Raw genomic sequence first — 25959 nt, forward strand, 5'->3', positions numbered from 1 at the left:
TCACCTGCCTTGATTTCAAGTATAGCATCAACGGCTTCTTCGATTGACTGATACGTTTTTGTTACAGTAGGTAAAGCAAATATATGGTAGAATGAGTATCGGATTAATTTGAATTTGAAGGAGTCGCAACAATGCAAAACTTGAATCCTACGCCTCGGAGCACACGACAGCGGCACGAGACGCGACATATCGTTACAAAACGAGTATTCCATAGTTTGCTAATCATAGGCTTTTTAGCCTTTCTTATAGGCGGCGCCTATGTGACGCTCTCTTCGGAGAAACGCGAAGTCTCTTCCATGGAGAATCGCCAACTCGCCAAAGCGACCGCCGACCTCACGTTCGAGAACGTCATGTCCGGCGCCTATATGAAGAGCGTCGAGACGTATGTCACCGATCACGTCTTTAACCGTGACAGCTGGATCAGCTTACATGCGTTTTTATCGAAAGACTTGTTCCGGCAGACCGTGAAGAATGGGATTTATGTTTCGGCTGACGGGACGATGGAGTCTCCCATGAAAGAGACGATCGATACGAACATGCTCCTCGATGATCTGTCGGCGTTCACGACGTCGATGCAGTCGTCTGGCGTCGACGTCTACTTCGGTCTTGCCCCGAACAAAGCTTCGATGGTCGAAGTCGAACCGAACATGCCTGACTACATGGGCAACGAGGCACCAACAATCTTTAAAGAAACGCGTGACAGCTTGGCTACGGTCGAGGGAATGACGGTCATGGATTACCGGAAGCCACTGAACACGGCAGACAAATTGAGTGACGTCTTTTATAAGACCGACTACCACTGGAATATAAACGGCGCTTATCTGGCTTACGTCCAAACGGTGAAGCAGATTGCTGCCAAACATCCCGAAGTCAGTGATCCGCTCAAGCCAGGCGAACTCCGGACGAAGGCGCACGACCGCCCATACTACGGCTCTTACGCCCGTAGCACAACGCTCCAATACGTCAAAAACGGTGATACGTTCGAATGGATGGAACCAAAGGCCGGATTCACGCCAAGTTCGATTTGTTACAACCGGGCCGAACCGTGTAACGGTAATTTGATCAACAAAAAACCGCTCAAATCAGAAGAGACGTACACGGAGATGTACTCGCTCTTCTTACACCGTAACTGGCCGATCATCACAATGGACCAAGAGGCGCCGAAGAATGATACACGGACACTCATCTTGAAAGATTCGTACGCAAATCCGATGCTAACGCTGTTGCCGGAACATTTTGGTCATCTGTCGGTCATCGATATCCGCCATTTCGATGAGTCATCGATTGAAACGTATGTGAAGGATAACGACATCGACGTCGTCTTGTTCATCCACAACGTCAACCTCGGTGAGTTCATCCCGCTCTATCACGACAAGTTGAATGAGTAAACAAAAGAGAGACGAATCATCCCGAATAGGATGATTCGTCTCTCTTTGTTGTGCGCTCTTCCTAGCCGTTGCTTAGAACAAACAGGAATTAAAACCGGAAGTAGATAAACGGGTTGAAACTGCTCGCGATAATATACGACACGGCGAAGATGAAGATTGTCGCCATAAATCCGAGGCGCATGAAACCGGCCATGTAGTTGACCCATAGTTTCTTGCTCTCCTGTTCGAGACGGAGCACTTTTTCCCCAAACACTTTCGGGAGCGGTGTCGCCGCAATCATCGCAATCAGTAAGATGACCCCGTATTGGACGAAGTAGAACATCGCCTCACTATCCCATACCGCCGCTCCATTCAAGTTGAACATGGCCGCCAAGTACGAGATGGCGTACGGAAAGTCATCCGCTCGGAAGAACACCCAACCGATGATGACGACGAACAACGTGAACGCATGGGCGAGCGGTGCCGGGAGTGCTTTGAGCCACGCCCCGAGGAACGCCCGCTCAAGCATGATAAAGATTCCATAGTAGGCACCCCAGGCGATAAATGTCCAACTCGCACCGTGCCAAACCCCGGTCAGAATCCAGACGACGGCGAGGTTACGATAGAGCTTCCACGCACTGCCACGGTTCCCACCAAGCGGGATATAGACATAGTCACGGAACCAACTACCGAGCGAGATGTGCCAGCGGCGCCAAAATTCAGACACCGACTTTGAAATGTACGGATAATTGAAGTTCTCAAGGAAATGGAAACCAAACATCCGTCCTAGCCCGATCGCCATGTCGGAATATCCAGAGAAATCAAAATAAATCTGAAGCGAGTACGCGATAATCCCGATCCAAGCGAGGCCCATCGACATCTCCCCGGCATCTTGCGAGAAAATTTGGTCGGCCACGTAGCCGGCGTTGTTGGCGAGGAGCATTTTCTTAGCGAGACCGATGACAAACCGTTGCACCCCGCTCGCAAAGTCGTCCATCGTCTCACGGCGATCATTGATCTCGTCAGCAACCGTCTGATAGCGAACGATCGGCCCGGCAATCAGTTGTGGGAAGAGCGAGATGTAGAGCGCGAGGTCGAGCGGGTTGCGCTGGACTTTCCCATCTTTTCGATACACATCGATGACGTAACTCATCGCTTGGAACGTAAAGAACGACACCCCGATCGGTAGAGGGATTTTGGGATCGGTCAGCTCGAGACCCGTGATGGCGTTCACGTTCTCGATAATGAAACTCGTATATTTGAAGACGGATAACAGCAACACGTTTCCAGCGACCATCGCCCCGACGAGCCATTTCGCCTTCTTCTTGTCGTCACGGTTGTTGTCGACGAGCAGACCGAACGCATAGTTCATGACGATCGATGCGAGCATGACCGTCGTATAGATCGGTTCTCCCCACGCATAGAACAATAGACTGGCAATCAGGAGCACCGTGTTCTTCAAAAAACGCGGTGCGACATAATAGAGAATAAGAACAATCGGTAAAAACCAGAATAAAAAAATCGTCGAACTGAAGAGCATGAGTTCCCTCCTTTCTCATAAAAAATAAAAGGCTGCCCCGAGGGACAGCCTAAACCCATCAACGCGTGAAGCGTTCGACGATTGCGTCGACGATGCGGCGTGACGCCTCCCCGTCCCCGTATGGGTTAGACGCTTTCGCCATGCTTTGGTGCGCCGCCGCGTCAGACAAGAGCTCGTCAGCGAGGCCGAAGATGACTTCTTCTTCAACGCCTGCGAGTTTGAGCGTTCCGGCTGCGACACCTTCTGGACGTTCCGTCGTGTCACGAAGGACAAGGACCGGTACGCCGAGTGATGGTGCTTCTTCTTGTACGCCACCTGAATCTGTCAAGATCAAGTGTGAGCGTGATGCGAAGTTATGGAAATCGAACACGTCGAGCGGCTCGATCAAGTGGACGCGGTCGAGATCGTTTAAAATCTCACCGGCCAGTTCCCGAACGATCGGGTTCATATGGACCGGATAGACGACTTCGATATCGTCATATTTTTCAATCAAGCGACGGACAGCACGGAACATATTGCGCATCGGTTCACCGAGGTTCTCCCGACGATGTGCCGTCAACAAGACGAGGCGCTTGCCTTGTGACGTGATTGAGTTCAACAGTTCATTGTCGTACCCGTCTTGAACGGTCGTCTTCAACGCATCGATTGCCGTGTTGCCTGTGACGAAGATGTCTGCTTCTGTCTTGTTCTCACGAAGCAAGTTCTCAGCTGACGTCTCAGTCGGTGCGAAGTGTAGATCAGCCATGACGCCAGTCAATTGACGGTTCATCTCTTCCGGATACGGCGAGTACTTGTTGTACGTGCGTAGCCCTGCCTCGACATGACCGATGGCAATCTGGTTGTAGAACGCCGCGAGTGACGCCGCGAACGTCGTCGTCGTGTCCCCATGGACGAGGACGATGTCCGGTTTCGCTTCCTTCATGACTTCATCGAGTCCGTGAAGGACGCGTGTCGTAACGTCGAAGAGCGTTTGATTCTTCTTCATGACGTCTAGGTCATAGTCTGGTGTGATTTTGAACAATTGCAAGACTTGGTCGAGCATCTCCCGATGTTGGGCTGTGACGACGACGATCGGTTCGATCCCTTCACGGTTTTTGAGCTCCAAAACGAGTGGAGCCATTTTGATGGCTTCGGGACGCGTGCCGAACACGGTCATAACTTTAATCATAGTGATTCTCCTTTTCGGGGGTGACGCGGCAAAATGATCGTCTCACCGATATCGTGCTGGTCGACGATCGTTGTGCGTTGCTCCATTTTTTGCTGTTTGAACTCCGATTGACGCTTCGAATCAAGCGTACGGAACCATTTCAAAAACTTCATGTACTCGTCGGCCACATCGTCGACGAGTCCGTACTCACGGATCTCACCGTATTCAAGCCAGATCGCCTGCGTACAAAACTGCCGAACTTGTGACACCGAGTGACTGATGAAGAAGATGGTCTTTCCTTCGTCTTTGAACTCGTTCATCTTGACGAGACAGCGGTCGGTGAACGTTTGGTCTCCGACCGAGAGCGCCTCATCGATGACGAGGATGTCAGGATTGATATTGATCGAGATGGCGAAGCCGAGTCGTGCCTTCATTCCGCTCGAGTACGTCTTGACCGGTTGATCGATAAAGTCGCCAATATCGGCAAACTCGATAATTTCCGGGGTGATCGCTCTGATTTGATGCTTGTCCATGCCGAGCATGAGGCATTTCAGTTCGATGTTCTCCATCCCGGTCAAGTTTCCGTTCAGCCCAGACGAGATGGCGATGAGCGACGGTTTTCCGCGCAGCTCGATCTTGCCGTGCGTCGGCGGGATGACGTCCGACAGAAGGTTCGACATCGTCGATTTCCCCGAACCGTTAATCCCGAGAATCCCGACGACTTCCCCAGGCGGGACTTCGAACGTGACGTTACGGAGCGCATAAAACTGCTTACCGTTCGCCCGGTTGAACAACACTTCTTTCAGCTTATCACTTTGTTTCCGGTACAACGTGTACCGTTTTGATACGTTTTCAAACTTTACTTGGTAGCTCATACGTCACCGCTCCTTAAATATAGTCAATGAAGTAGCGACGGAAACGAACGTGGATCGCCGAACCGATTAAGAACGTCACGAGCGTGAAGCCCCAGAAGTAGAGGCCGTAGCTAAGATTTTGCATGAGCCAATCCGTTCCGAGGAACATCGATCGGTACCCTTCCACCAAGTAGTAGAGCGGGTTGATCATGAGAATCGTTTCAAGCGTTCCGGTCGGTTGCCAAAAGATAGGTAGTAAATAAAGCATCATCCGAATAATTTGTGACAGCAAATTTTGAAAGTCGCGGATAATCGTGGCCAGTGCCGACGTCAAAAGTGAGAACGCATAAAGGAACGCGAGCGCACTGAGAAGCAGGTACGGCAAGAACAGGATGTTCCAGCCTTCACTGATGCCAAACGCCATCATCAAGATGAACGCGATCACGACCATCGCTACGTGTCGGTATAGTTCCGACAAGATGACGTACGCCGGGATTGTGCTGATCGGGAAGCTCATCTTTGAGACGAGTGCAATCTTCGAAAAAACGGATCGAGAACCACTGACGATGGCCGGTCCAAAGAAGAACCATGGCACAATTCCGGAGACGAGCCATGGAAGGAACGGGACATCACCAACGTCTCGACCCGCACGAAGACCGAACCCGAAGACGAGCCAATAGATGCTGATTTGAATGATTGGCGTCAAGATTTCCCACAAGTATCCGAAGTACTGCATCGAATAGCGACTTTTCGTTTCATATAGAGAGAGTCTCACAATTAAATAGAGACTCTCCCATAGTTCGATGAATACTTGCTTCGAGGCTTTGATCATAGTCGGCACACAGGTTAAGCCAACGTTACTTTTCCGTTGACGTATTCGTACAAGTTTCCGTAGTTTACAACCGCGAGGTCGCTGTCATCAGCCTTCACGATATTACGTGTATCAAAGATCATCGGGCGACGCATCGCTGCGTTCAACTCGTTGAAGTCGAGCGCTTTGAACTCGTTATGGTCAACGAGGACGAGGACGATGTCCGCATCTTTGATCGCTTCTTCTTTCGAGACGAGATCGAAGTGTTTCGACGATGAGACTTCAACGTGTGGATCGTGGACGGCGACGTTCATTCCTTGCTCGAGCATCAATTCGATGATCTCAACAGCTGGGCTTTCACGCATGTCATCAACGTTCCCTTTATACGTTACGCCGAACGCAGCGATTTTTGCGTCTGTTTGACCTGACACAAGTTTTTGAACGTTTTCGACGACGTATGCCGGCATCGAGACGTTCGTGTCACGTGACAACTTGATGATTTTCGCGAGCTCTGGTTGTTTCGCGACGATGAAGTACGGGTCGACCGCGAGACAGTGTCCACCGACACCTGGTCCTGGGCTGTGAAGATTGACACGCGGGTGTTTGTTCGCCATTTCGATCACGTCGAGGACGTTGATGTCGAGGGCGTTACACACTTTCGCAAGTTCGTTCGCGAGTGCGATGTTGACGTCACGGAACGTGTTTTCCATGAGTTTCGACATTTCAGCCGTCTTCGCGTCCGTCTTGATGATTTCACCTTTTACGAACGTACCATATACTTTAGCACCGGCTTCAGCGCATTCTGGCGTGATGCCGCCGACGATACGGTTGTTGTAAACGAGTTCATGCAGAATTTGTCCTGGGAGGACACGTTCTGGGCAGTGCACGAGGAAGATGTCTTCACCTACGATGAAGCCTGCTTCTTCGACAATTGGTTTCACGAAATCATCCATCGTACGCGGCGCGATTGTCGACTCGACGATGATGACGTTGCCTTTTTCAACATATGGCAATACTTTACGTGTTGCATCCAACACGTATGTGAGGTCACAAGACTTATGCTCGTCATCGTTGTTCGGTGTTGGAACGGCGATGATGAATGCATCCGCTTTCTCTGGCTCGAGCGAGGCACGGAACTTGCCTTTGGCGACGACTTCTTTGACGACGTCTCCGAGGCCCGGTTCTTCGATGTGGATTTCACCACGGTTCAATTTATCGACGACTGACTGATGGATGTCTACGCCGAGTACATCGACACCGTATTGTGCGAAGACTGCAGACGTTGGGAGTCCAATATATCCTAATCCGATTGTACATACTTTCATAGTTGAGCTTACCTCCATAGATGTTAGTGACACTGGTCACTGAATATTGCTTAACATTTCACTTTATTTAAGAATTCATCAAAAATCAAACCCATTATACTCCTGATGTGAATTGAGAAGCAATTACATTTTAATGACAAAACGGGATTACGACGGCGCAACCGCTCGCACGGTCGTACTAAGCACATATTCTGTGCTCAAGGAAGCCGCCCGCACATCCCCTAAACTATAACAAACTTCAGGCAACAATGACCAATTCGACACCGAAGCCATGTTAGCGAACGTCAGACGACGGAATACTTCCGGACTGACAGCTTCGGCAAGCTTACCTCGAGTGAACGGACTAAGCAAGTAAACACGGAGAATCGTGTCTTTCGGATATTCCGAGACGAGTCGTTCGACGTTCTCGAGCTTTTCCCCGAGTACTAGTCCAACCGTTGCCGCGTGTTGGTTCAAGATGCTGTATGAAAAGTACGGCAGATCGCTCTCGACGACAAGTTGATGAATGGCCCCGCGCTCCTCAGGATGATCTTTGAAGTACAGGCTCATCATCGATGTTTGGGCATCAATCTTGCGCTCGATGAAACGGCGCGACGCGTCATTCGCGTTCATAAGCAAATCGCTAAGCGACTTGATGACGGCGAGGCGTTGTCGAATCGAGAACTCGCGGCTCACTGCCTGCCGAGATACTGAATTGTCTCTCACTTGGCGGAAATAGACGGCGTCCGTGCCGCTCGGCAACAGCGTGACGGCCGGTTGATAGGTCGAGAAGAGCGTCGAGAAATACACGACGTCTTCCCCGCTGCGAAGCGACGGCTCGTAACGGACTTGTTTCGCATACACCGCTGGGATGAGCTTGCAGGCGTTCAGCGTCAACAGCTGTGCCATTTGTTCGTACGACCAGTCACCTCCGGCGAGTCGCTCGAACTCACGATGGAGCGGCGAGACGAGTACGTTGCCCTCGGGATCGAAGTCTTGAATATCGGCGATGACGACCCGGTCCGGCAACGCCTCGTTTAATAGTCGTTCCAAGTAGGTCGGGCTGAACGTGTCGTCCTCGTCCAAGAACGTCACGTATTGACGCGTCACCGTCTCGAGTCCTCGATTTCGGGCGATGCTCACGTTCGCTTCGTCTTCAAGCAGACGATGCACGGTCACGTCACGGCCAAACTGCCGACTCGCCTCAAGCAACGTTTCGTTCTTGTCTCCATTGAAGACGAGCACCCATTCGATGAGCGAGGCGTCAAGCGTCTGGGCCTCGAGCGAGGCGAGACATGTCGCGAGCAACTCTTCCGAGTCATGAGAGGCCACGATGACACTGATTCCCCGTTCGACCGGATCGTCAAACCATGGCGGGAGTTTAACCGGTTTGAACGTTTGCTCGACGAATCGGTTCCACGCTTTCTTCTCGGCTACGATTTCAGCTAACAGCTCATCGTAGTGACTCATGATGGCTTACATTCCTGCTCGAGTTTCGTGACGAGTTTACCCGCGAACGGGATTGATTTCGCCCGATTGACCACACCTTGCAAACGCTCAACTTGACTAGTCAACTCTTCGACTCGCTGCTTCTCCTTCATCGCTTCTTGTTTCCACTTGTCCGTATTCGCTTTCGCTTGGCGGATTTCTCGTTCAAGCTCTTTCATTTTTTGGACGGTGTTCTCTTTGCCGCGAATATGCTTCGCGCCTTCTTCAAGCACGTCTTGCTTCACCGTTTCGATTTGGTCTGTCAGTGCATGTAACTGTTCCCGCAAAAATGCGTTCTCACGTTCTACATATTCAACTTGTTGACGGTCCATGACGATTTCCTCAGCTTTCTATGACCCACGACCCCATCCTCACTTGGACGGTGTGTTGATTGTTTTGGAATTTAATCGCTAACTTGACGAACTTGGCCTCGACTTCTTTCGGCAAACGGTGGCGGAGCGTGTTCGCGCCGGGACGGAGTTCATGGCTGAACGCCGTCTTCTTCAAATTCTTTTTCGCATCGTATTGCATGACGTATAGTTCGATCGGTGTCGTCTCGTCAGACACGAGTTCGATCGTTCCTTCGATGTTTATATAAGGGGCGCTACCGAGTGTCGCATCTTTTTGGAACTCTGTCGATGGCGGCGCACTGAAGCTCTGGTTGAACAATTGTACGTAGCCGTTCTCCCCGCCGAGCGGTTTGACTTCGATATGGGTGGCAAATCCTTCTTCACGCATGTTGAACAGTTCGGCGTTGAACGGGATGAAGTAGTGATAGATGAACGGCTTGATCGTGACACTGCGCGGCTTGTGTGCCTCCGGAATCATCAACTCGACCGTCTCCGGTTCGATTTCCGAACCAGACAGGCGGGCCGACCAGTTTTTAGCCGTCCAGTCGTTCCAAAGTGAGACGTAACCATGGTCTGGCGTCTCGCTCGGTTGGAAAGCCTCAGTCACGCCCGATTCGACACCGAGCAATTCATTCATTCGCTTCACTTGAGTGGATGCGGTCGCCTCAAGCATGAGCCGCCAGTTGAGCGGCGTCTGTACGACCGTCGGCAGCAGCGGTGCATCACTCCAAGCGAACGTCTCCTTGACGAAGTGGAGCGGCTTCGTACCAAATAGCTCCTCGAGCGCAACTTTGACGAGATGACCTTGGCGGCGCAGTTCGTATGGCGCTTCGAGGATGTGACGCAAGACGTCGCGATCGAAGAGCGGTTGCAACAGCGTCATCTCACCCATGAACCCACGCCGTGCGTAAGCATGGAAATGTTCGATTTTCAAATGGAACCAGACCGCTTCGAGCCGGCCGTTCCAATCGCGTTCCGGTTCTGCGTCGAATAGGCGGTCGAGCATACCTTCAACTTGTTCGCGTTCCGCTTCACCAAATCCTTCGAATGCACGAATCGCTTTACGTGATAATTGTTGCTTCGCTTCGTGCTCATCCATGTTGTCTTTCAAAAACACGTGTTTCCCGTACAACCAATCCGTACCGTGTTTCCCAACCTCGACATAGTCAAGGTCGACGGCTCTACCGGTCGGGATGCTCTCATAGGCAGTCAAGTTGCCGTCTGTCGCCTCGTAGGAAGCGGCGATCCGTTTAGAGAGCGACAACGCGAGTGTCGCCTCGGGGGCAGCCGTCTCGGCGAGCTCGATGTCGTCGAACAAGTCGCGTGCGACACGCGCCTCGTTCCCTCCCATGTCAGGTACGTGCAGCGTCACGTTTTTTCCGGCTTCGAGATAAAGTTTTGTGAGTAACACGTCGAGCGCTGACCCGGCGAACGGGATATTGACGGCTTGCATCGGTACGTTGACCGCGTTTCGAAGCGCCGTCATCCACGAGTCGACAAAATCGTCGCGGAGTTGTGGCGTACTTTGCGGAAGTTCGTCCCACGTGTCGAGCAATATCGCTCCGTCACGCACCGTCAATCGTTCGCCCGCACCGAGACGTTTGACCCCTTCGAAGCGAGTCCCATCCCCAAACACATGCCCAATGAGGCGCATCTGAGAGACGGCCTCTGCGCGAACGGCCGTTTTCCCGGCTAGCTGTGCCACTTCTTCAAGTGACGTCCCGACGACGACCGGACTTTCTGAATAGTAGACCGGGATCAAGTTATTGAACGGGACGGCGACGCTGAACTGTTCGTCTAACGTGAACGAGATGTTCATCCCGTTCGGTTCGTCTCGTGACTGATCGTACATACCGAGACGAACGTCGAGCGGCGTCTCCGAGACGATGTGTGTCAGACCGTCGCGGCGCTCGAAATCAAGCGTCTGACCAGTCGATTCATATATAAAATGGCTCATAGCGTATCTCCTCAAAATAATTTCAAAACAAGCAAACCCGGAATGACCGGGCTTGCTTTTAGTGTTTCCGATTCAATTCTATCAAAAGGAGCTGTTCAAGCTTCGGTGCGAGCGTCTCGATGGCGAAATGATGATGTGCGTAAGCCATATAGTCTTGTGTCGCTGCGAGTAGCTTGGCTGAATCATCGCGGAACGATCGGATGATGTCGACGCCGTCTAGCACGTTTTCCATCAGCACGTCGTCCGGATAAATCGTCTCACTCCCCGTCCAATGGCGGATGATCGGGAACGTTCCCGACGTCATCGCCTCTGCTGGCGCAAGATGGAAGCTCTCGAGGTCACTCGTCGATAAGATGAAGCCGATTTTCGTCAGCCATTCCGGAACATCATCACCGTGACCGTCGAAGACGACACTGTCCTTGAACGTCGGTTCCTCAAGTCGTTCGAGCAGACGATCGTAATAGGCGCGCTCGTCTTCCCGTTTGTTGATCCAGTAAATCTCGTTCGGATGATGCCCTTTGATGAACAACTTGTAGCGCGTGTCTTCCTTGCGGAGCGTCTCGAGCATGTCGAGCGCGAGATCAAGTCGTTTCAACTTCGGATTGACCCCGATCATACCGAGGTGGAACGTCAACTCGTCCAGCTGTTTCGGTTGGATGAGACGCGTCCCGTCGACCGCGTTGTAAATCATCGTCATCTTATGGCGCGGGATCCGGAACAAGCGGTACATCTCTTCGAGCATATACGGCGACACGAGGATGATCCGGTCGATGTTGTGAAGGTTGTACTCCCGCGGGAACGGTGTCTCTTTCTCTTGACGGTGGATGCGCACGATCATCGTCTGGTGTGGCTTTTTATGGTGCGAATACCAGACGGCGTTACCGAGACCCCACTCACAGAAGATGATATCGGCCTGGTCCAAGCACGCCTTACTGTGATTCACGTCATGGATTTTGTGACCTTCCCACTCGTCAATCAAGACGTTGAAGCGCGGATGGCGCTCGAAGTAGTCCATGAACAGACGCAGGAATTTGAAATCGTGTCCGGCGAAGAGCAAGTTGATCTTCTTCATCCCCCACAGTTCATCGTGGAGACGTTTATACGTGTTCGTGAACGTATAATACTGCGCCATCTCATAGAGGCGACTCGCCGCATCACGATAGACACGTTCATCTGTGAGCGCGAGCTTCGCCTTCTCGATGAACTCGTCTTCCGAATTGACGAATAGCGGATAGTCCGCACCGAGGATGAGTTCGTGCATCGGGTTACGGTTCAACAGCACCGGTTTTCCGAGCGATCCGTACTCGAGCAGTTTCGTCGACAGTTCAAGACTCGCGTCGAGCTCCGGATGACGCCACGACACACCGATCGCACTCGAGTCGATCAACGTCTCGACATCGGCGCGTGGAATCCCTTTCAACCAATGGACGCCGTCATCCGCCTTCAAGCGGGCGAGTACGTCTCGTTTAAAGTTCGGGTTGTTCGGGTCTTGATTGAACTTGTCGCCGGCGACGTGGAGTTCGGCCGGGTAGTCGGCCCGAAGCTTCGCGAACGCGTCGAGAATCTCCGTCGAATACCATAGCGGGGCGAACTTGCCCGTATAGACGAGGCGATCGTTCGGTTTCGTGAACGTCGGCGTCTCGTCTTTCACGTTCGGGATCATCGGGTTCAAGATGAGGAACGGCCGGTCCGTCGGCAGGAACGATTCGAAATACGTCTTCATCGCCTCGGTCTGACAGAGCATGCGCGCCGAACGCGACGCGATCTGCTGCAAGCGGGCGAGTTCTTCTGCCGACGCCTGCGTATGGTCGTGTGTGAAGTCGGTGATATATGTCCACGTCTTCGCCATCGTCCGTTCATACTGTGACAAGTCGTAGGCAAGCTGGAAGCCACGGATGAATGACATGTCGTAGCCGCCTGTCGTCATCAACTCGTCAATCAGCCCGGCCGCTTCGTCGGCTTGGAGTACACCGCGCTCGTAGTACGGCGCGTCTTGTCTGCCTGAATCTTTGGCGAACACATCGATGAAGCGGACGTTCGGCAACTCACGGATGCCGGCCGTCACTTCCGGTTTTGTGATCGAGCGCTTCAGCAGCACGTCGACTTGAATCGATGGGTCTTGGTTCAACATCGAGACGACGGACGTCAGCCAAATGGCCGACCCGTCGATCAAATTTAAATTGACATCCCCATAGACGAGGACGCGAAGTGGTGTCGTCATAATTGTACCTCCTGAGCGACCGCTTTTGGCATATCGCTCCCTGCTTTCACGTATTGATACGGGTCTGTACTGAAGATCCGTTCTCCGGACTGAGCGAGCTCTTTGAGCGTCTCGTCTTGTTTTAAGACATCGAGCGCTTCAAGGACGCTATAGAAGCGGAGCACATCTGGCTTCATGATCGAGCGCGACGGGGTCGCGTCGAAGACGTAGCGGTACGTGCCGTCCGAGTCAATTTTCTCGAGTCCGTCTTTCCAGACGAAGTAATCTTCTTTCGTCAAGATGTTCGAGTCCGCGTAACGCGTCGCGAGCATGTAGTCAGACACGTACGCCGGTCCGTAATAGTCACTCGGACGGATGAACGCCATCCAGTCGAAGCCTTCAAGAATCTCAGACAAGGCGTTATATTGCGTCAAGTAACTGAGCATGAACGTCGAGATGTCCTCGGTGTTGTAAGCTTCATACAAGTCAAGATGCCCCTCGAACTTGTCGAGGAAGACGACGAGGTGTTTATGCTCGTAGTCTTGCGCGCGGAACGTCTCGACGGCGCGGTCCATCTCGTCGGCTGAGCGGACGAACGCGACGAGCGCGACTTCCGGGTGATCGACACGATACGGCAGACCGATGTTGCCGACGACTTGGGCGAGACGTTGTGTGTACGTGTGGTACTTGAGCACGTGTCGCATGCCGCCCATGGCGACGTCTTCATAGAAGCTGTCGTCCGTGAGCAGTTTGCGGAACGTCTCTTCGAGCATCTCGTCGCCTTCGTCTAGGAAGACGTAATCCCCGAGCATCTGCTTGACGCCGACAGAGCGCGTACTGACGACCGGCGTCGCACAAGCGAGCCCTTCGAACACGCGGCGTGAGAACATCGTCGGTGAATCGTTCACCGAGTTGACGTTCAGCATGACTTTGAAGCCTTTATACGCTTTAGCGATTTGGTTGTACTTCAAGCTGCCGCGGATGGATTTACGGAACTGCTCCGGGAATTGGAGTTGATCCGTCTCACCGCGTTGGTTCATTTCATAGTTCCGGTCATAGATGACAAGGCCATACTTATCAGCCGCCGCGAACAAGCGATCCATATCGATACGGCGCGATTCGTGACGGTTTGCGTAATACGAACCGGCGAACGAGGCGTACGGTTCACGTGTGCCCGGCAGGCGGATCGGATTATGCTCTTTCGGCTGCGCCGCGAACGGCAAAGCGCCGACCCGGTCATGTCCGCAGTCTTCTTTATAGTTATCGAGAATGTTCGCATCCGTCGTGTAGACAAAGTCGAACCGTTTCGCCGTCTCGATGAAGCGGTCATAGTGAATCGGGTCTTCTTTATTCCAAAACACGGTCGGCACGTTGTTGACGCGGCACCAGTCGAGGAGCGCATCGAGCTCTTCCCACGTGTTCGTGCCATATTTGACGATTTTCTTCTCCCACGTCTTGTCGTTCCCTTTCCAGGCCGATTCGACCATGAGGAAGTCCGGTTGACGGTCGGCGAGAACAGCCGGCCAATCGTCCGGCGAGAATGTGATCAGTTCACATTCAGGGCGATACGAGGCGGTCGTGAACTCATCAAAGATGGCTGCGACTTTCATCTCGTGAAGCTCGCGTGGTTTCGCTTCAAACAGACGGGCCTCGCGTGGGTCGATCCACTCTGGCACTTGCGTCCGGTCCGTGATGATCTCTTCGGTGACGCGGATGTTCGTGACGAGCGTTTCGCCAGTCCCGTCGACGCGGAGTGCGAAGCGCAGGTAGCGCACGTCTTTCCCGAACTCGAAAATCTTCTCGCTGCCGAGTTGTACTTGCTGCATCGACAACCGCTCAGTCAACGAATACGAGATGATGTAGAGGACGACACCGGTGTTCGCATCGAGTTCACCGTCGACCGTCACACGGTAACGATGGTTCGGTCGGACCGTATACGGTTTCTCTTTCGGGAGGACCGTGAAGCGGTTGTTCGTTTCCATATACGACACGTAGCGGCGCACGTCCGGCTCGACATCGAGGACGAGACGGAGACCAGACGGATCTTGTTTTAACTTGATTGATTCCGGTGTCGGGATCGTCCAGAACGTCGGGTCAAGGTCGAACGTCTCGGTACGGCGTACACTGTTCTCACGGATGACGCCGATCTTCAAGTCTGAGAGTGTACCGTTGCCGTGGAAACGGATGAAATAGCGAACCGAATCATGGCTCGGTGTAAGGCTCAAGACGTTACTGAAGCCGAGCGGGACCTCGATGAGCTGGTCGCGCTCACCGTGGGCATACGTCGCGACGAACAACGTCGCTTTCGCCAGCTCTTCGGCTTCTCCTTTTAAATAGAAACGATAGACGTAATCGTCCATATCAGCGAGCGAAAAATCGATACCGCGTTCGGTGTCGACGTGAGGGAGCGCCGTCTCGAGCACACCGTAGTGCTCGTATTGGTTCCCTTGCCCGCTGACACGAATGAGCCCGCCATCGATCTCAACGATTCGGCTAAGCGGCGAGATGAGTTCGAGCGAATCCACATCTAAAGGAATCATCGCGTCAAAGTCGGCGTCTGCCACCGCACTGCTCATTCCTTCGACGTTCCAAAGCGATTGTCCGTCAATCAGGAGCGATTGAATCAAGACCCGACCTTTTCCTTGCGTTTGAATCACAAAGCGTGTCTTCGTCTCACCGTCTACAAGCGAGACCGTCGTACGGACACCGTCTCCGACGCGAACGACACGTTTGCGTTCTTCGTCGCTATAAATCATGACGAGCAACGTGACTTCGATGTCACCGCTCTTCTCAACGTTTAAACTCGCGTCAAACTCGCGGATTGACGGGTTGAGTTGAAATGAGTTCGCACCAGGTACCGTCCGAAACGACGAGGCGCGCTCACCGTATGATAAAAATTGTTTTTCAGCCATCGTAGAAACGAGCGCCGCACCGTCAACTTCATAGTTCGCAGACGTCCGAGCGTGCCAAGACGGGACGACTTCGACGAACTGTCTCGTCTGCACTTGCGTCTTCGTTCCTTTCATCAACCGACGGCCGATTCGTTTGCCGCGTTGCATGCCTAAATAGACACCACGCTTCACTTTTCGTTTCCAACTCATGGGGGGTTCCTCCAAATTCATAATGGCATCGTTTTCTCTTTAACCGATGCCCTGTTATTTGAAACATCTCGTTTCGACACCCATTGATTATAGCAAACGCTCAATTCAAAAGGCAAAATCATCTGTTTGACAAAACGGAGACAAAAAAAGGACACCCAGTGGATGTCCTTTCGAAAATCATTATTTGACGTCTTTGATACGGTCTTCAACAGTTGGTGTGACTTCGCCTTGCTTCACGAGATAGTCACGCATGATCTCCCAGTCGATGAGACCAAGGTCGTTGACGCGTCCTTCTTCATAAGCCTTCTTGAACTCGAGGTAGTTGTCGCCACCCTTCGCTGCGAAGAAGTTTGTGGCAATCTTGTAAGTTGCTGCCGGGTCGATGTCGACATACGTCTCGCCTTGGAGCACTTGCGCCTTGACGACACGGCTGTTCGCCGGTTTCGAGCTATCGAACTCAAGCTTCATGCCAGACATGTGGAGGAAGCCGCCGCTCTCGATCGGATAGACGCTGACACTACGTTCAAGTGCCGCGAGCAACTCACTGCCTTGAAGCGTCATGACCGCGAGTGTGTTTCCGAATGGAAGCGTCGTGAGCACTTCGCCTGTCGTGATTGGGCCTGCATCGATTTTAGCACGAATACCGCCCGCGTTTTGAATCGCCGCGACGACTTGTGGGTCGGCTTGTTTCGCACGTTCGAGCATGCCGTCCGTGATCAAGTTACCAAGAGCCGTCTCATTTTTACGAACGCTCGGCTTCGTCACGTCACCTGCGTCGCGCAAGTTTTCAAACTCGGCAGTCGCTGTCGCGCCGATTTCAGCGTTCTTGATGCCGTCGATTTCAGCCGCGAACGGTGCGAGGAGTCGGGCTGCGCCTGGGTCTGGTGCATACGTCTTCACATCGATGAGCTTACCGGCTTGTGAGACGACTTTTCCGTCTTTATCGAAGACGAGGTCGAGCGTACCGAGGAAGTCACCGTATTGATACGCTTGGACGACGACGGTCGAGTTACCACCTTCTGTGATGACGACTGGTGCGTCAAGACGTGAGTGTGAGTGACCGCCGATGATGACATCGATGCCGTCGACGTTTTTCACGAGTTCGAGGTCGTTGTCGATTGCCGGGTTGTCGTCGTAACCGAGGTGCGAGACAGCGACGATTTGGTCGACGCCCATGTCTTCGAACGCTTTGACGGCTTTTTTCGCTTCGTCGATATAGTTTTGGAATTGAATCGGTCCTGGGCTCGCGATGTTCGCCGTGTCTTCCGTCGTCAAACCGAAGAATCCGACTTTCTTACCGTCGACTTCTTGGATGATCCCTTCATACAAGCGACCGTTGTAAGGCTTCGTCGCGATCTCATCACGGAAGAGCGACTTCACGTATTGATCGTTCGAGTAGTCGACGTTCGAGCTGACGAACGGGAAGTTCGCGTAACGGACGAATTGTGCCAACTCTTTATGGCCTTGCTCTGTGCCGAGGTCGAACTCGTGGTTACCCGGTACCATCATGTCGTACTTCATATAGTTCATGAGCTTAAGATCGACTTGTCCTTTGAATTCGTTGAAGTAGAGCGAGCCTGAGAAGACGTCACCCGCGTCAACTAAGAGGCGGTTCGGGTTAGCGGCACGGAGTTCTTTGACTGCCGAAGCACGGTTCGCCGCAAAGTCGAGCGACGCATGCGTGTCGTTCGTATGCATGAACGAGAGTTCGAAACCTTTTACTTCGTAAGGAACGTCGAGCGTCACCGTGCGGCCTTTGTGCGTGTACGATGCCGTCGCCGTGAACTTCCCGATCTTGTCAGTCGATAAGTTCGTCCACTTCACCGGTTGGCGTAGAACGCGGTCGACGAATTGGATTTGGAGTGTGTTCAATTGCCCAGTCAACTTCTCGCCGTGCTTGAACGTCCACTCACCCTTCGGTGCGATGATCGCTTTCGGATAGTTGATGACGCGCACTTTCTTCTCGAAGTGTTGGTTCTTCCACTTGATGTAGCCTTTTACCGTTTGATATGTACCGAGCTTGTCCATGTTGACTGTCGATTTGTACCAATAGATCTTGTTGCCTTGGTATGTCTTGTCGAGCGCTGCGTCAAGATCCCCGTTTTCAACGAAAGCCGCCTTCAACTTGATTGTTTTTTTGGCCGGGGCTGCCTCTGTCACGACCGCTGGGGCGATCACCGATGCCGTGAGCGTCGCCGCGAGCATCCCTTGATAAAACTTGCGTGTCTTCGAATTCAACATGCACTGTTCCTCCTCTATTATGTATAAGTCGACCGAACCGAAGTCATAACCGCCATTTCGTCGCCACTGCCAGATGTCTGACCTCAAGCCAATGGAAGCGATTACAAAACACGTACAGACTTCACTTTTAAAGATACGCAATCTCATAGAATAACACAATTACTTTTCTGTAAATATTTCGTTATTTCTTTTGAATTTTGAAAAAAAGGACACCTATTGGCATCCTCTCACTCATTCTGATATTTCACCTTCCTCAAGCTCCAACACCGGTCCTTCACCCTTCGGCATCTCAATCGTCCGCGAGCGTCCGTCCGAAAGAGAATACGTGACAACATAACTCGCATCATTCTCAACCACGTTCGAGAACGTAACGTTCGTCCCCGACTTCGACATGTGGAACAACGTGACGAACGATGTCCCTGCACCCGTTTTCGTCGAGACGACTTGGTGACGCGGCACCCACTCGAAGTCACGGTAGGCGATAAAGCTCGACTCTCGTTTCATGGCATCAGACGACGCGACCGGAAGCTGAACGACTTGGAGAGTGCGTCCCTCTTTGTCGCGGAACGTCATCTCACCAGTTTGTTCCGCGACCGGTTCTAACCCGACACCGAGGTGGAAACGTTGGGTGAACGAGGCACGCGAGTCCGACCGAATCGTATCGGCGACAATAACCGTGCCCGCTTGATCATGGGCGATACTGCGCGTATGGTGCATATCCTGCCCAATCAACTCGCTGTACCCAAGTGCTCGTTGTAACCCTTCCGTCTCCTCGACCGAGACGATCCCGCTCTTACCGATCGTACTCGGATGAAGCGTCAATTGCCGGGTGCCAGTGTTCACCGTGTTATGGGCGTTGACGTGCACCGCTGCATTTCTCTGCGGAAGCGTCGTGTACCCGAAGCGTCCCGTCTCGACGATGAAGTCACGGCCGTAGCCGTACAAGTCGATGCTCAAATCGTCTTGATGCTTGTGCGCCGTATTATGGAAGCCGGCCGTCATCATGAGGGAGATGGCATCAGCGAACGGCTCCTTCTCACCCCAATGTTCACGTAGAATCGCGTATTGGGTATGGAGCTGTTTCGTCCGTTCGAGCGGGCGTTCCCCTTCCTTCCCGCCACTGACCGCATACATGAGATGCGGATAATTGCGCAGCGTCGATATCATCGACATCGTCCGCGGCTCGCCTGTCGTGTCCCCAAACAGCGGCAGCGTCCGGTTCGGCTTGACGAGATGAGTCAGCGTCTCCGGCATCTGTCGGACGGCTTCGAGCCGTGGTGACGTCGTGAAGGCGTTCGCCTCGATCCAGCGATTGAAGCGGTACAGCATCTCATACGTGTACACTTGATAGCCCGGCGAATGCTCGAGATGGACGTTGTCCGGACTCAACGAGTGGTCGAGCTGCTCGGTCAGACGCAACGCGGCGAGGTCGCGCCACTCCGATGACCGTTCGAGTTCCGGGAACGTCTCGGCGATATCGGTAAGCGCCATGTCTTGGAAGATGCCGTGATTATGGCGCGGACGATAAAATGACGGCGTCGATAGGATGTCACCGTGACCTTCGACCGTGCGCAACACGAGCGCGCTGAACGCCGGGTCGTTGTTCAGACGCGACTTTTTAAATTGATTCCAAAAGTTGATCAAGTGGAACGTCCGGATGGCCGTCCCTTGCTGATGATAGGCGTTCGGATAACGCTTATACTGCGCTGTCGGATACTGTTTGACCCACCCTTCGACGAGCTGTTTACCGTATGCCAAATACTTGGCATCTTTCGTGTAATGGTACGCCATCGTCACTTGGTTCAAGACCATCCAGTACTGGGCCTGGAACATGAACGACGTCGAGTCGCCGACTCGAATGTCCCGCTCCCAATCGAACGTCGCGATGTCCGGGACGGCTTGTCGACCCGGTGCCGCACCGAGACGCCAACTGCCTTTGAGCGCCGAGTCCGCTTGCGATACCGCCTGCGCCTCGGTCAAGAAACCATAATAATATGGCACTTCGCGCTTCACCGAGCGCGCCGTATAGTTGTGGAGCAGACGGTCGTACTGACTGTCAGCGACGACCGCCTGCGTGAGGAGTGCCGTCTTGAGCGGGATGTCCCGTTTCAATCCGTATGTACGGCGTCCATTGACCTCGACTTGATAGTACCCGCCCGAGACGCCAACGACGTCATAGCGCTTGTTCGGCGCGAGCAATGCGATCGGCTTCATCGACTTATCCGGCATGAGCCGATAGACGGTCGTGTCTTTCGCGACTTCTGTGAAGAAGGGACGCGCGCCGGCTTCGGCCCCGACAGACGTCGCCGCCATGACGAGCGCCGTCGTGAGAAGCGTCCCTTTCATTAATGTGTTCATCGAATACCCCATTTATCTTTTTTTACCATCATAACACGTACATAAGGAAACTTTTTCAAAATGAAGGGAACCATTTTTTATTTCCGTTTCCAAATAACTCATTTCCATCTTCTGACAAAAGGGTCTGTTTGCATATCCGGTCGTTGCTATACTGAAAGAAAATGCGTAAAGGAGTCCAGTCCCATGAAACGATTTATCATCTTCACCTTGATCGCCACACTCCTCATCGGCGTATTCCCGCCGGCCGTCTCGGCGAAGGCAACATATGTGACCGTGAAGCAAGTCGCCCTCAAGCAATCGGCGTCGACGAAAGCGAAAACGCTCGTCACCATACCGAAAGGCAAGGTCGTCACCCACTTGTCCGATAAAGGCAGCTGGTCGAACGTCCAATACGGCAAGCAGAAAGGCTACGTCGCCAAGCGCGACATCAAGAAGCAGACCGCCGCGCCGAAACCTGCGGCGGGCACGTTGCCGGCACCAAGTTATGCGTATACACAGTTCGCCTCTTACAAAGGCGGTTCGGTGATCAGCATTTATGGGAAAAGCTATAAAATCGACCCGCCGCTGCTGCCGTTCTTCAAAAAAAACGTGGCCACCCTGCAGACAATCTTCGGACTGCCGATCATATCCGGAAATACCGTGACCGGCTATAAAGAGCTGAAATTTGATTTGCGCGGCCCTAAAGCTGCCCAGATTCAGATCGATGCCACGGCGGCGAGCCGCATCCACACGTTCGTCGTCCCGATTGACGCCTTCCCGAACCTGCCCGTCACGATCACGGCGGCCGCCCCGGTTCGCCAGCTCGCGACGTATGGCGCTAGACCGTATGAAAAAGGGTTTTACGGGGAAAGCGATTTGCGCTTGAACGGAACGTTCCGGCAAGTCGACTTGACAGGTCGCGCCACCCTCACCGGTAAAGCGACGATCGACCGCCTCGTCCTGCGGATGGGCGACCTATATCCGTCCGCCCACAGCTACACGGCCGACGTCCAAATCAATGGGACGATCACGCACCTAGAGAGCCTCTACCGGGACGCCCAAGTCACACTCGGAAAAACGACCGTCGTCCGTAACCTTAAAGGTGTGGACGCCAATCAGCTGCTCGACGGTCAATTCGGCCTCATCCGCGGGACAAGACCGCAAGCGACGCTCGTTCGCGGACGGTGGATGAATGACCCTGAGCGGCGAATCAGTTCTTGGACCGAGATGATGGCGAATCGAACCATCGATGACAAGACGCTACGTCAATGGTTCACGCAGCTCGGTTTAAAACACGTCACGGACGACGCCCTCCCCTCATACCGACTCGCATTCGAGACGAACGCGAAAGCGACCAACACACGCATCGAGATGGGGACGCTTGAGTCTTGGCAGCGGCTCATCCTCGACGTGAACGCCTCACTCGGCACAACGACGTATGATCACCCGTTCGTCTTGGCGAACGACAACGACATCCTCGTCCGTCACGATCGCCCGCTTCGTGATTTGAAGACCGACCGAACGGATCTTTATCAATACGAGTTGATCGGGCTCATCGGTCCAACGGGTCAGTTCGAACAGATTGCCTTCAAGCGGACGCATTCCAATCCGAAATTGCATCAGTTCGGCACCCTTGACAGTCAAATGATTCTTGAACCATACGAGGCACCCGGTCTGTACCGTCACGTGTCCATCCAAAACGGAAAGCGGCACATCGTCTCTGTCGAAGTCGCCGATGTCGACGGACGTCTCGGCATCGTCAAAGTGAACGGACAACCGTTGCATGCTTTTCAAAAGCCCGCACCAAAAGTCGAAGTCAAACTGAGCAGCGGGTACATCTTCATCCGCTCGTCGGACCAGGCATGGCTACAACACGCTCAACAGTTCAAGACAGGCGGGACTTATGATGAACCGACCCAACTCGCGGTGGGCAACGTGTCGGATGCCGGCGATTGGAACAAAGGGACATACCTCGCGGCCGGCAGTTACGGATTGAGCAAAGGAAAATCGATTCGGATTCAAGCGTATGGCTACAAGGATGTACTCGTCAGAATCCCTTAATATCTATGTTTTTGAAACGTAATTTCGTAAAACTATTCAATTCCTTGTATTTGGAATTCATAAAAGAGTAAACGTCAATTAATCCAAAATCACAACCTAAAAAAACAAAAAAAGAAGCGACAAATTATGGATATAAATGTATACTGATGTGGAAGAAACTGATAGAAAGAGGTGCGGTCATGACAACTTTTCTCCCTTGTTCCGAGCGATTCACATATAAACGAAATTTACAACGGCTCGCGGAGATCGATTTGCACCAGTCAGCCACATCCGAATTCTCGTTCACGCTGCGCGTCAGTGAGCAAGCGAAGCTGGCCGAGCCATTCCAACAAATCGATTCACTCGACTCGGCAGCGCTTTGGAAATGGTTCCCGAACGTCAAAGCCAAATACGATACGCAGCGCGACTGCCTCAAAGCCGCGACGTCTTGCCTGTCTGTCATGGTCATCAATTAATTTTTCAAACGAGGTGCTTCACGCGCCTCGTTTTTCTTCACAAGAAAACGCCTGCCCGATTTCAATTCGGACAGGCGTTTTTCGGTTTAGCGGACGGTCACATACACCGTCTGCGTACGCCCTTTCGGCGTCGTGAATTTGATGGTCAGGCGTGTGCCTGACTTTTGTGCCGCAATCGCGACCGGTGTCGATTTCGATGTCACCGTCTTCGTCGCGATCAGCGTCGTTCCGCGACGGACCGTGATCGTGCCGTAGTCGACGTTCGAGTTCACCGTAAGCGTGCGCATCGTACTCGTCGGGGCGGCGACCTTCATGACCGGGGTAAGACCCGCCTTCACGTTCACCGTCTGGACGAAGCGATAGACACCGCGTGTGCTGACGAGCGTGATCTTCGCCTTGAGCGGTTGCGGTGCCAAGCTCATGACGACACGGCCCGTCGATGAGCTCTTGCCGCTCGTGATTTGTTTCGTCCCGTTCTGCAACGTGACGCGACTGTTCGGGAGCACCATGCCGACCCACGTCTTCTGTTCATCGTGGAGACGAATGTTGCTGAACGTCACTTGCGGAAGGGCGAGGCGTGTGTCGAGCTTTTGCCCGCCTCGTGTCAAGCGGACGAGGACGATGTCGCCCGGTTTTGCCGGCACCGTGAAGCGTGTCGATGAGACCGGTGTCGCCGTCGTCAACTTCCCGTTGATGAAGAATTGGAGCACAGCGCGCGTGTCACGGCGAACACTGACGACCGTATGCGTCGCCGTCATCGCGACGTCCGTCACTTGGAGGATGGTCGGACCAACTGCGGCGACACGATGTTCGAGCGTCTTCTCCCGGTCACCGGCTTTGGCGACGACTTTGATGACGTCCCCGTCTTTTAATGGCGTCGTCAACGAGACCGTCTTCCCATTCCCGACGTGTTTTCCGTTGATATAATGTGTGAACGTCGTCAATTTTGCCGTCGAAGATATCGTGAGTGTCGTATCTCCTTCGTTCGGCGTGCCGGCTAGACTGAATACCGGTTCGGCCCGTTCATAGACGACGAGCTTCTTCTCGGCTCCTTCCGTCCCGGCCGGCGCGTACTGGATCTCGACACCCTTGGCGATCGGGTCGACCGTATCGGTCACACGGGCGATACCGTTCGCGTCCGCTTGTATCGTGTCATAGTAGCGGTGCGCATACTCGATGACGTACAAATCGATTTTCCCATTCGGCACCGTCTTGAAGACAACACCTGCCTCCGCTGAATCGCTCACGACCGTGATCGTGTTCGCTTCCGGATTCGGCGTCGGCACGACGAACGGTTTCCGATAAACGTATGTCCCGCTCGAATTCGACGTCACCGTGAGCGGTGTCCCCGGGAGCAGGCGCTCCGTCTGCATACGGAAGACACCCGTCGCGTCAGCACTTGCCGTGTATGTCAACACGTCAGTCTCTGACTTCAACACACGGACGGTGACACTTGCCCGCGGCGACGTCTGTCCGACAATTTCACCAGCAAGACCAAATCGATTTAAACTGACCGTCCCTTCATCTGTCGTATTCAAACTACCGCTAAATACTTTCCCCAGATAAACAAAATCGTAATAGACGGTCGTCGCATAGCTCCGATTGAACGGCGACGTCAACAGCTCATAACGGCCATTTTTCTTCGCTCGTTCAATCGAGATCGACTCGGTCGTCCCGTCCAGGTAAGTCGCGCTCAAATAGACCGGGTAGTCACGCTTCGTATAAATCGTCGTGTCCCCTTCGCGATTTTGGCGCTTGTCGACGACGAGTTCGAGTTTCGTCGGAAGCTTTTTATAATCGGCCATCGGCATCGTCTGATCTGTGAAGCCGAGGACGCCGTTATAGACGCGCGGCACGGTGTCCGTTTGGTACGTCTCGGTTTCGCCGGTCGTCACATCGTGCACCGAGTAAGCTTTTTGTCCGGTCCAGTGCAGCGCCCCGTTCGACATCGCATATTCGGTCCGTGAGTGATTTCGTGTCGTCAAGGTGACCGCACCGGTCGTTTCATTGTAAATGTAGTGGGCCTCGTTCGAATAACCTGTCACATAGACGGTCGTCTTTTCGAACGTGAGCACTTTGTTGATCGGGTTCAGTTGGCGAGGCAACGTCCGAGTAAAGAGCGTCGCGCCCGTCTCGACCGACACGTGGTCGACCGTCTCGAGGTGGCTCGACGCGGCGAGCACCGTTTTTCGATCTGTCGACAACGACACGTAACGTGTACCAAGGTCTTTCTCCCAAATCACGTCTCGGTTGAGTGTTGTCATGACGGTCTTGCCGTCTTTGTACCAGAGCAAACGATCATTTTCAACATCCGCCCCGAGCAATTTGTCGTCTTCATCGAACCAGAAAGCGGTGACGCTGCCATCAAAACCGATGAGGTAACTCGTCGTGGAACAACCCGAGCAACTTCTCAAGATGACGACGTGGTCACCATCAATACTTGCGAAGCTATTGACGTCATGATGACGCATAATGTCTAGCGTCTCCTCGAGCGGAATGCGCTCACCGGTCGCAGGCTCATATAGCGCCGTCCAGTCGTTTAGTAAGACGTAAGGGCTGTTTGAGATCCGGTGGTGCCCTGGGATCGGCTCATTGGTCGTCTCGGCGTTCGCACTTGGCAAAGCGAAGCCGGAGGCAACCAAGAAGAGCGCCAACAAAAAAATAATTCGTTTCACGTATGTTTTCCTCTTTTCTTAAAATTATGGGAAATGATATTTTTTATTACAAAAAAAGTATAATCTCTTTT

General features: G+C 53.1%; 16 protein-coding genes. 3 read left to right on the forward strand and 13 right to left on the reverse strand.

Annotated elements, in window-relative coordinates:
* Positions 1 to 296 precede the first annotated feature (296 nt).
* On the forward strand, positions 297 to 1388 hold the full coding sequence (locus EVJ21_RS05915) for an alginate O-acetyltransferase AlgX-related protein (RefSeq protein WP_161567004.1): 1092 nt from the start codon (positions 297 to 299) through the stop codon (positions 1386 to 1388).
* A gap of 88 nt (positions 1389 to 1476) precedes the next feature.
* Here the strand turns inward: EVJ21_RS05915 and EVJ21_RS05920 are convergent, their stop codons facing one another.
* From EVJ21_RS05920 to EVJ21_RS05975, 12 genes are all read right to left on the reverse strand, one after another.
* On the reverse strand, positions 1477 to 2907 hold the full coding sequence (locus tag EVJ21_RS05920) for an MBOAT family O-acyltransferase (RefSeq protein WP_070328537.1): 1431 nt from the start codon (positions 2905 to 2907) through the stop codon (positions 1477 to 1479).
* Between the two features lie 58 nt (positions 2908 to 2965).
* The gene (wecB, locus tag EVJ21_RS05925) at positions 2966 to 4075 is read right to left on the reverse strand and encodes a non-hydrolyzing UDP-N-acetylglucosamine 2-epimerase (RefSeq protein WP_070328536.1); all 1110 of its coding nucleotides are present in this window, start codon (positions 4073 to 4075) and stop codon (positions 2966 to 2968) included.
* Positions 4072 to 4929: a teichoic acids export ABC transporter ATP-binding subunit TagH gene (gene tagH, locus EVJ21_RS05930; RefSeq protein ID WP_131438859.1), complete on the reverse strand. Its 858-nt coding sequence runs from the start codon at positions 4927 to 4929 to the stop codon at positions 4072 to 4074. The genes wecB and tagH overlap by 4 nt, the downstream gene beginning before the upstream one ends.
* A gap of 13 nt (positions 4930 to 4942) precedes the next feature.
* On the reverse strand, positions 4943 to 5740 hold the full coding sequence (locus EVJ21_RS05935) for an ABC transporter permease (RefSeq protein ID WP_070328534.1): 798 nt from the start codon (positions 5738 to 5740) through the stop codon (positions 4943 to 4945).
* Positions 5741 to 5754: 14 nt separating this feature from the next.
* On the reverse strand, positions 5755 to 7044 hold the full coding sequence (locus tag EVJ21_RS05940) for a nucleotide sugar dehydrogenase (protein WP_131438861.1): 1290 nt from the start codon (positions 7042 to 7044) through the stop codon (positions 5755 to 5757).
* Between the two features lie 147 nt (positions 7045 to 7191).
* Entirely contained in the window at positions 7192 to 8493 is a 1302-nt protein-coding gene (locus EVJ21_RS05945; RefSeq protein ID WP_131490090.1) for a glycosyltransferase, read from the reverse strand.
* Entirely contained in the window at positions 8490 to 8843 is a 354-nt protein-coding gene (locus tag EVJ21_RS05950; RefSeq protein ID WP_131490091.1) for a hypothetical protein, read from the reverse strand. Before EVJ21_RS05950 ends, EVJ21_RS05945 begins: the two co-directional genes overlap by 4 nt.
* A 10-nt stretch (positions 8844 to 8853) precedes the next feature.
* Entirely contained in the window at positions 8854 to 10818 is a 1965-nt protein-coding gene (locus EVJ21_RS05955; RefSeq protein WP_131490092.1) for a hypothetical protein, read from the reverse strand.
* A 58-nt stretch (positions 10819 to 10876) separates the two neighbouring features.
* Positions 10877 to 13039, reverse strand: a complete 2163-nt coding sequence (locus EVJ21_RS05960; RefSeq protein ID WP_070328529.1) for a glycosyltransferase — start codon at positions 13037 to 13039, stop codon at positions 10877 to 10879.
* Positions 13036 to 16119 carry a CgeB family protein gene (locus EVJ21_RS05965; protein WP_131490093.1) on the reverse strand — a complete coding sequence of 1028 codons (3084 nt, stop codon included), beginning with the start codon at positions 16117 to 16119 and terminating at the stop codon, positions 13036 to 13038. Before EVJ21_RS05965 ends, EVJ21_RS05960 begins: the two co-directional genes overlap by 4 nt.
* A gap of 180 nt (positions 16120 to 16299) precedes the next feature.
* Positions 16300 to 18360 carry a bifunctional metallophosphatase/5'-nucleotidase gene (locus EVJ21_RS05970; RefSeq protein WP_236633334.1) on the reverse strand — a complete coding sequence of 687 codons (2061 nt, stop codon included), beginning with the start codon at positions 18358 to 18360 and terminating at the stop codon, positions 16300 to 16302.
* A 231-nt stretch (positions 18361 to 18591) separates the two neighbouring features.
* Positions 18592 to 20718, reverse strand: coding sequence for a heparinase II/III family protein (locus EVJ21_RS05975; RefSeq protein WP_161568942.1), 2127 nt, complete (start codon positions 20716 to 20718; stop codon positions 18592 to 18594).
* A gap of 183 nt (positions 20719 to 20901) precedes the next feature.
* Between EVJ21_RS05975 and EVJ21_RS05980 the strand changes: the two genes are divergently transcribed.
* Positions 20902 to 22758, forward strand: coding sequence for an SH3 domain-containing protein (locus EVJ21_RS05980; RefSeq protein ID WP_131490095.1), 1857 nt, complete (start codon positions 20902 to 20904; stop codon positions 22756 to 22758).
* 179 nt (positions 22759 to 22937) lie between these two features.
* The gene (locus EVJ21_RS05985) at positions 22938 to 23213 is read left to right on the forward strand and encodes a hypothetical protein (protein WP_131464210.1); all 276 of its coding nucleotides are present in this window, start codon (positions 22938 to 22940) and stop codon (positions 23211 to 23213) included.
* An 86-nt stretch (positions 23214 to 23299) separates the two neighbouring features.
* On the opposite strand, the gene EVJ21_RS05990 is transcribed toward EVJ21_RS05985, so the two are convergent.
* On the reverse strand, positions 23300 to 25888 hold the full coding sequence (locus EVJ21_RS05990; RefSeq protein WP_131490096.1) for a hypothetical protein: 2589 nt from the start codon (positions 25886 to 25888) through the stop codon (positions 23300 to 23302).
* Positions 25889 to 25959: the final 71 nt, after the last annotated feature.

Origin of the sequence: Exiguobacterium sp. SH0S2 (assembly GCF_004337185.1) — a bacterium.
GTDB lineage: Bacteria > Bacillota > Bacilli > Exiguobacteriales > Exiguobacteriaceae > Exiguobacterium > Exiguobacterium aurantiacum_A.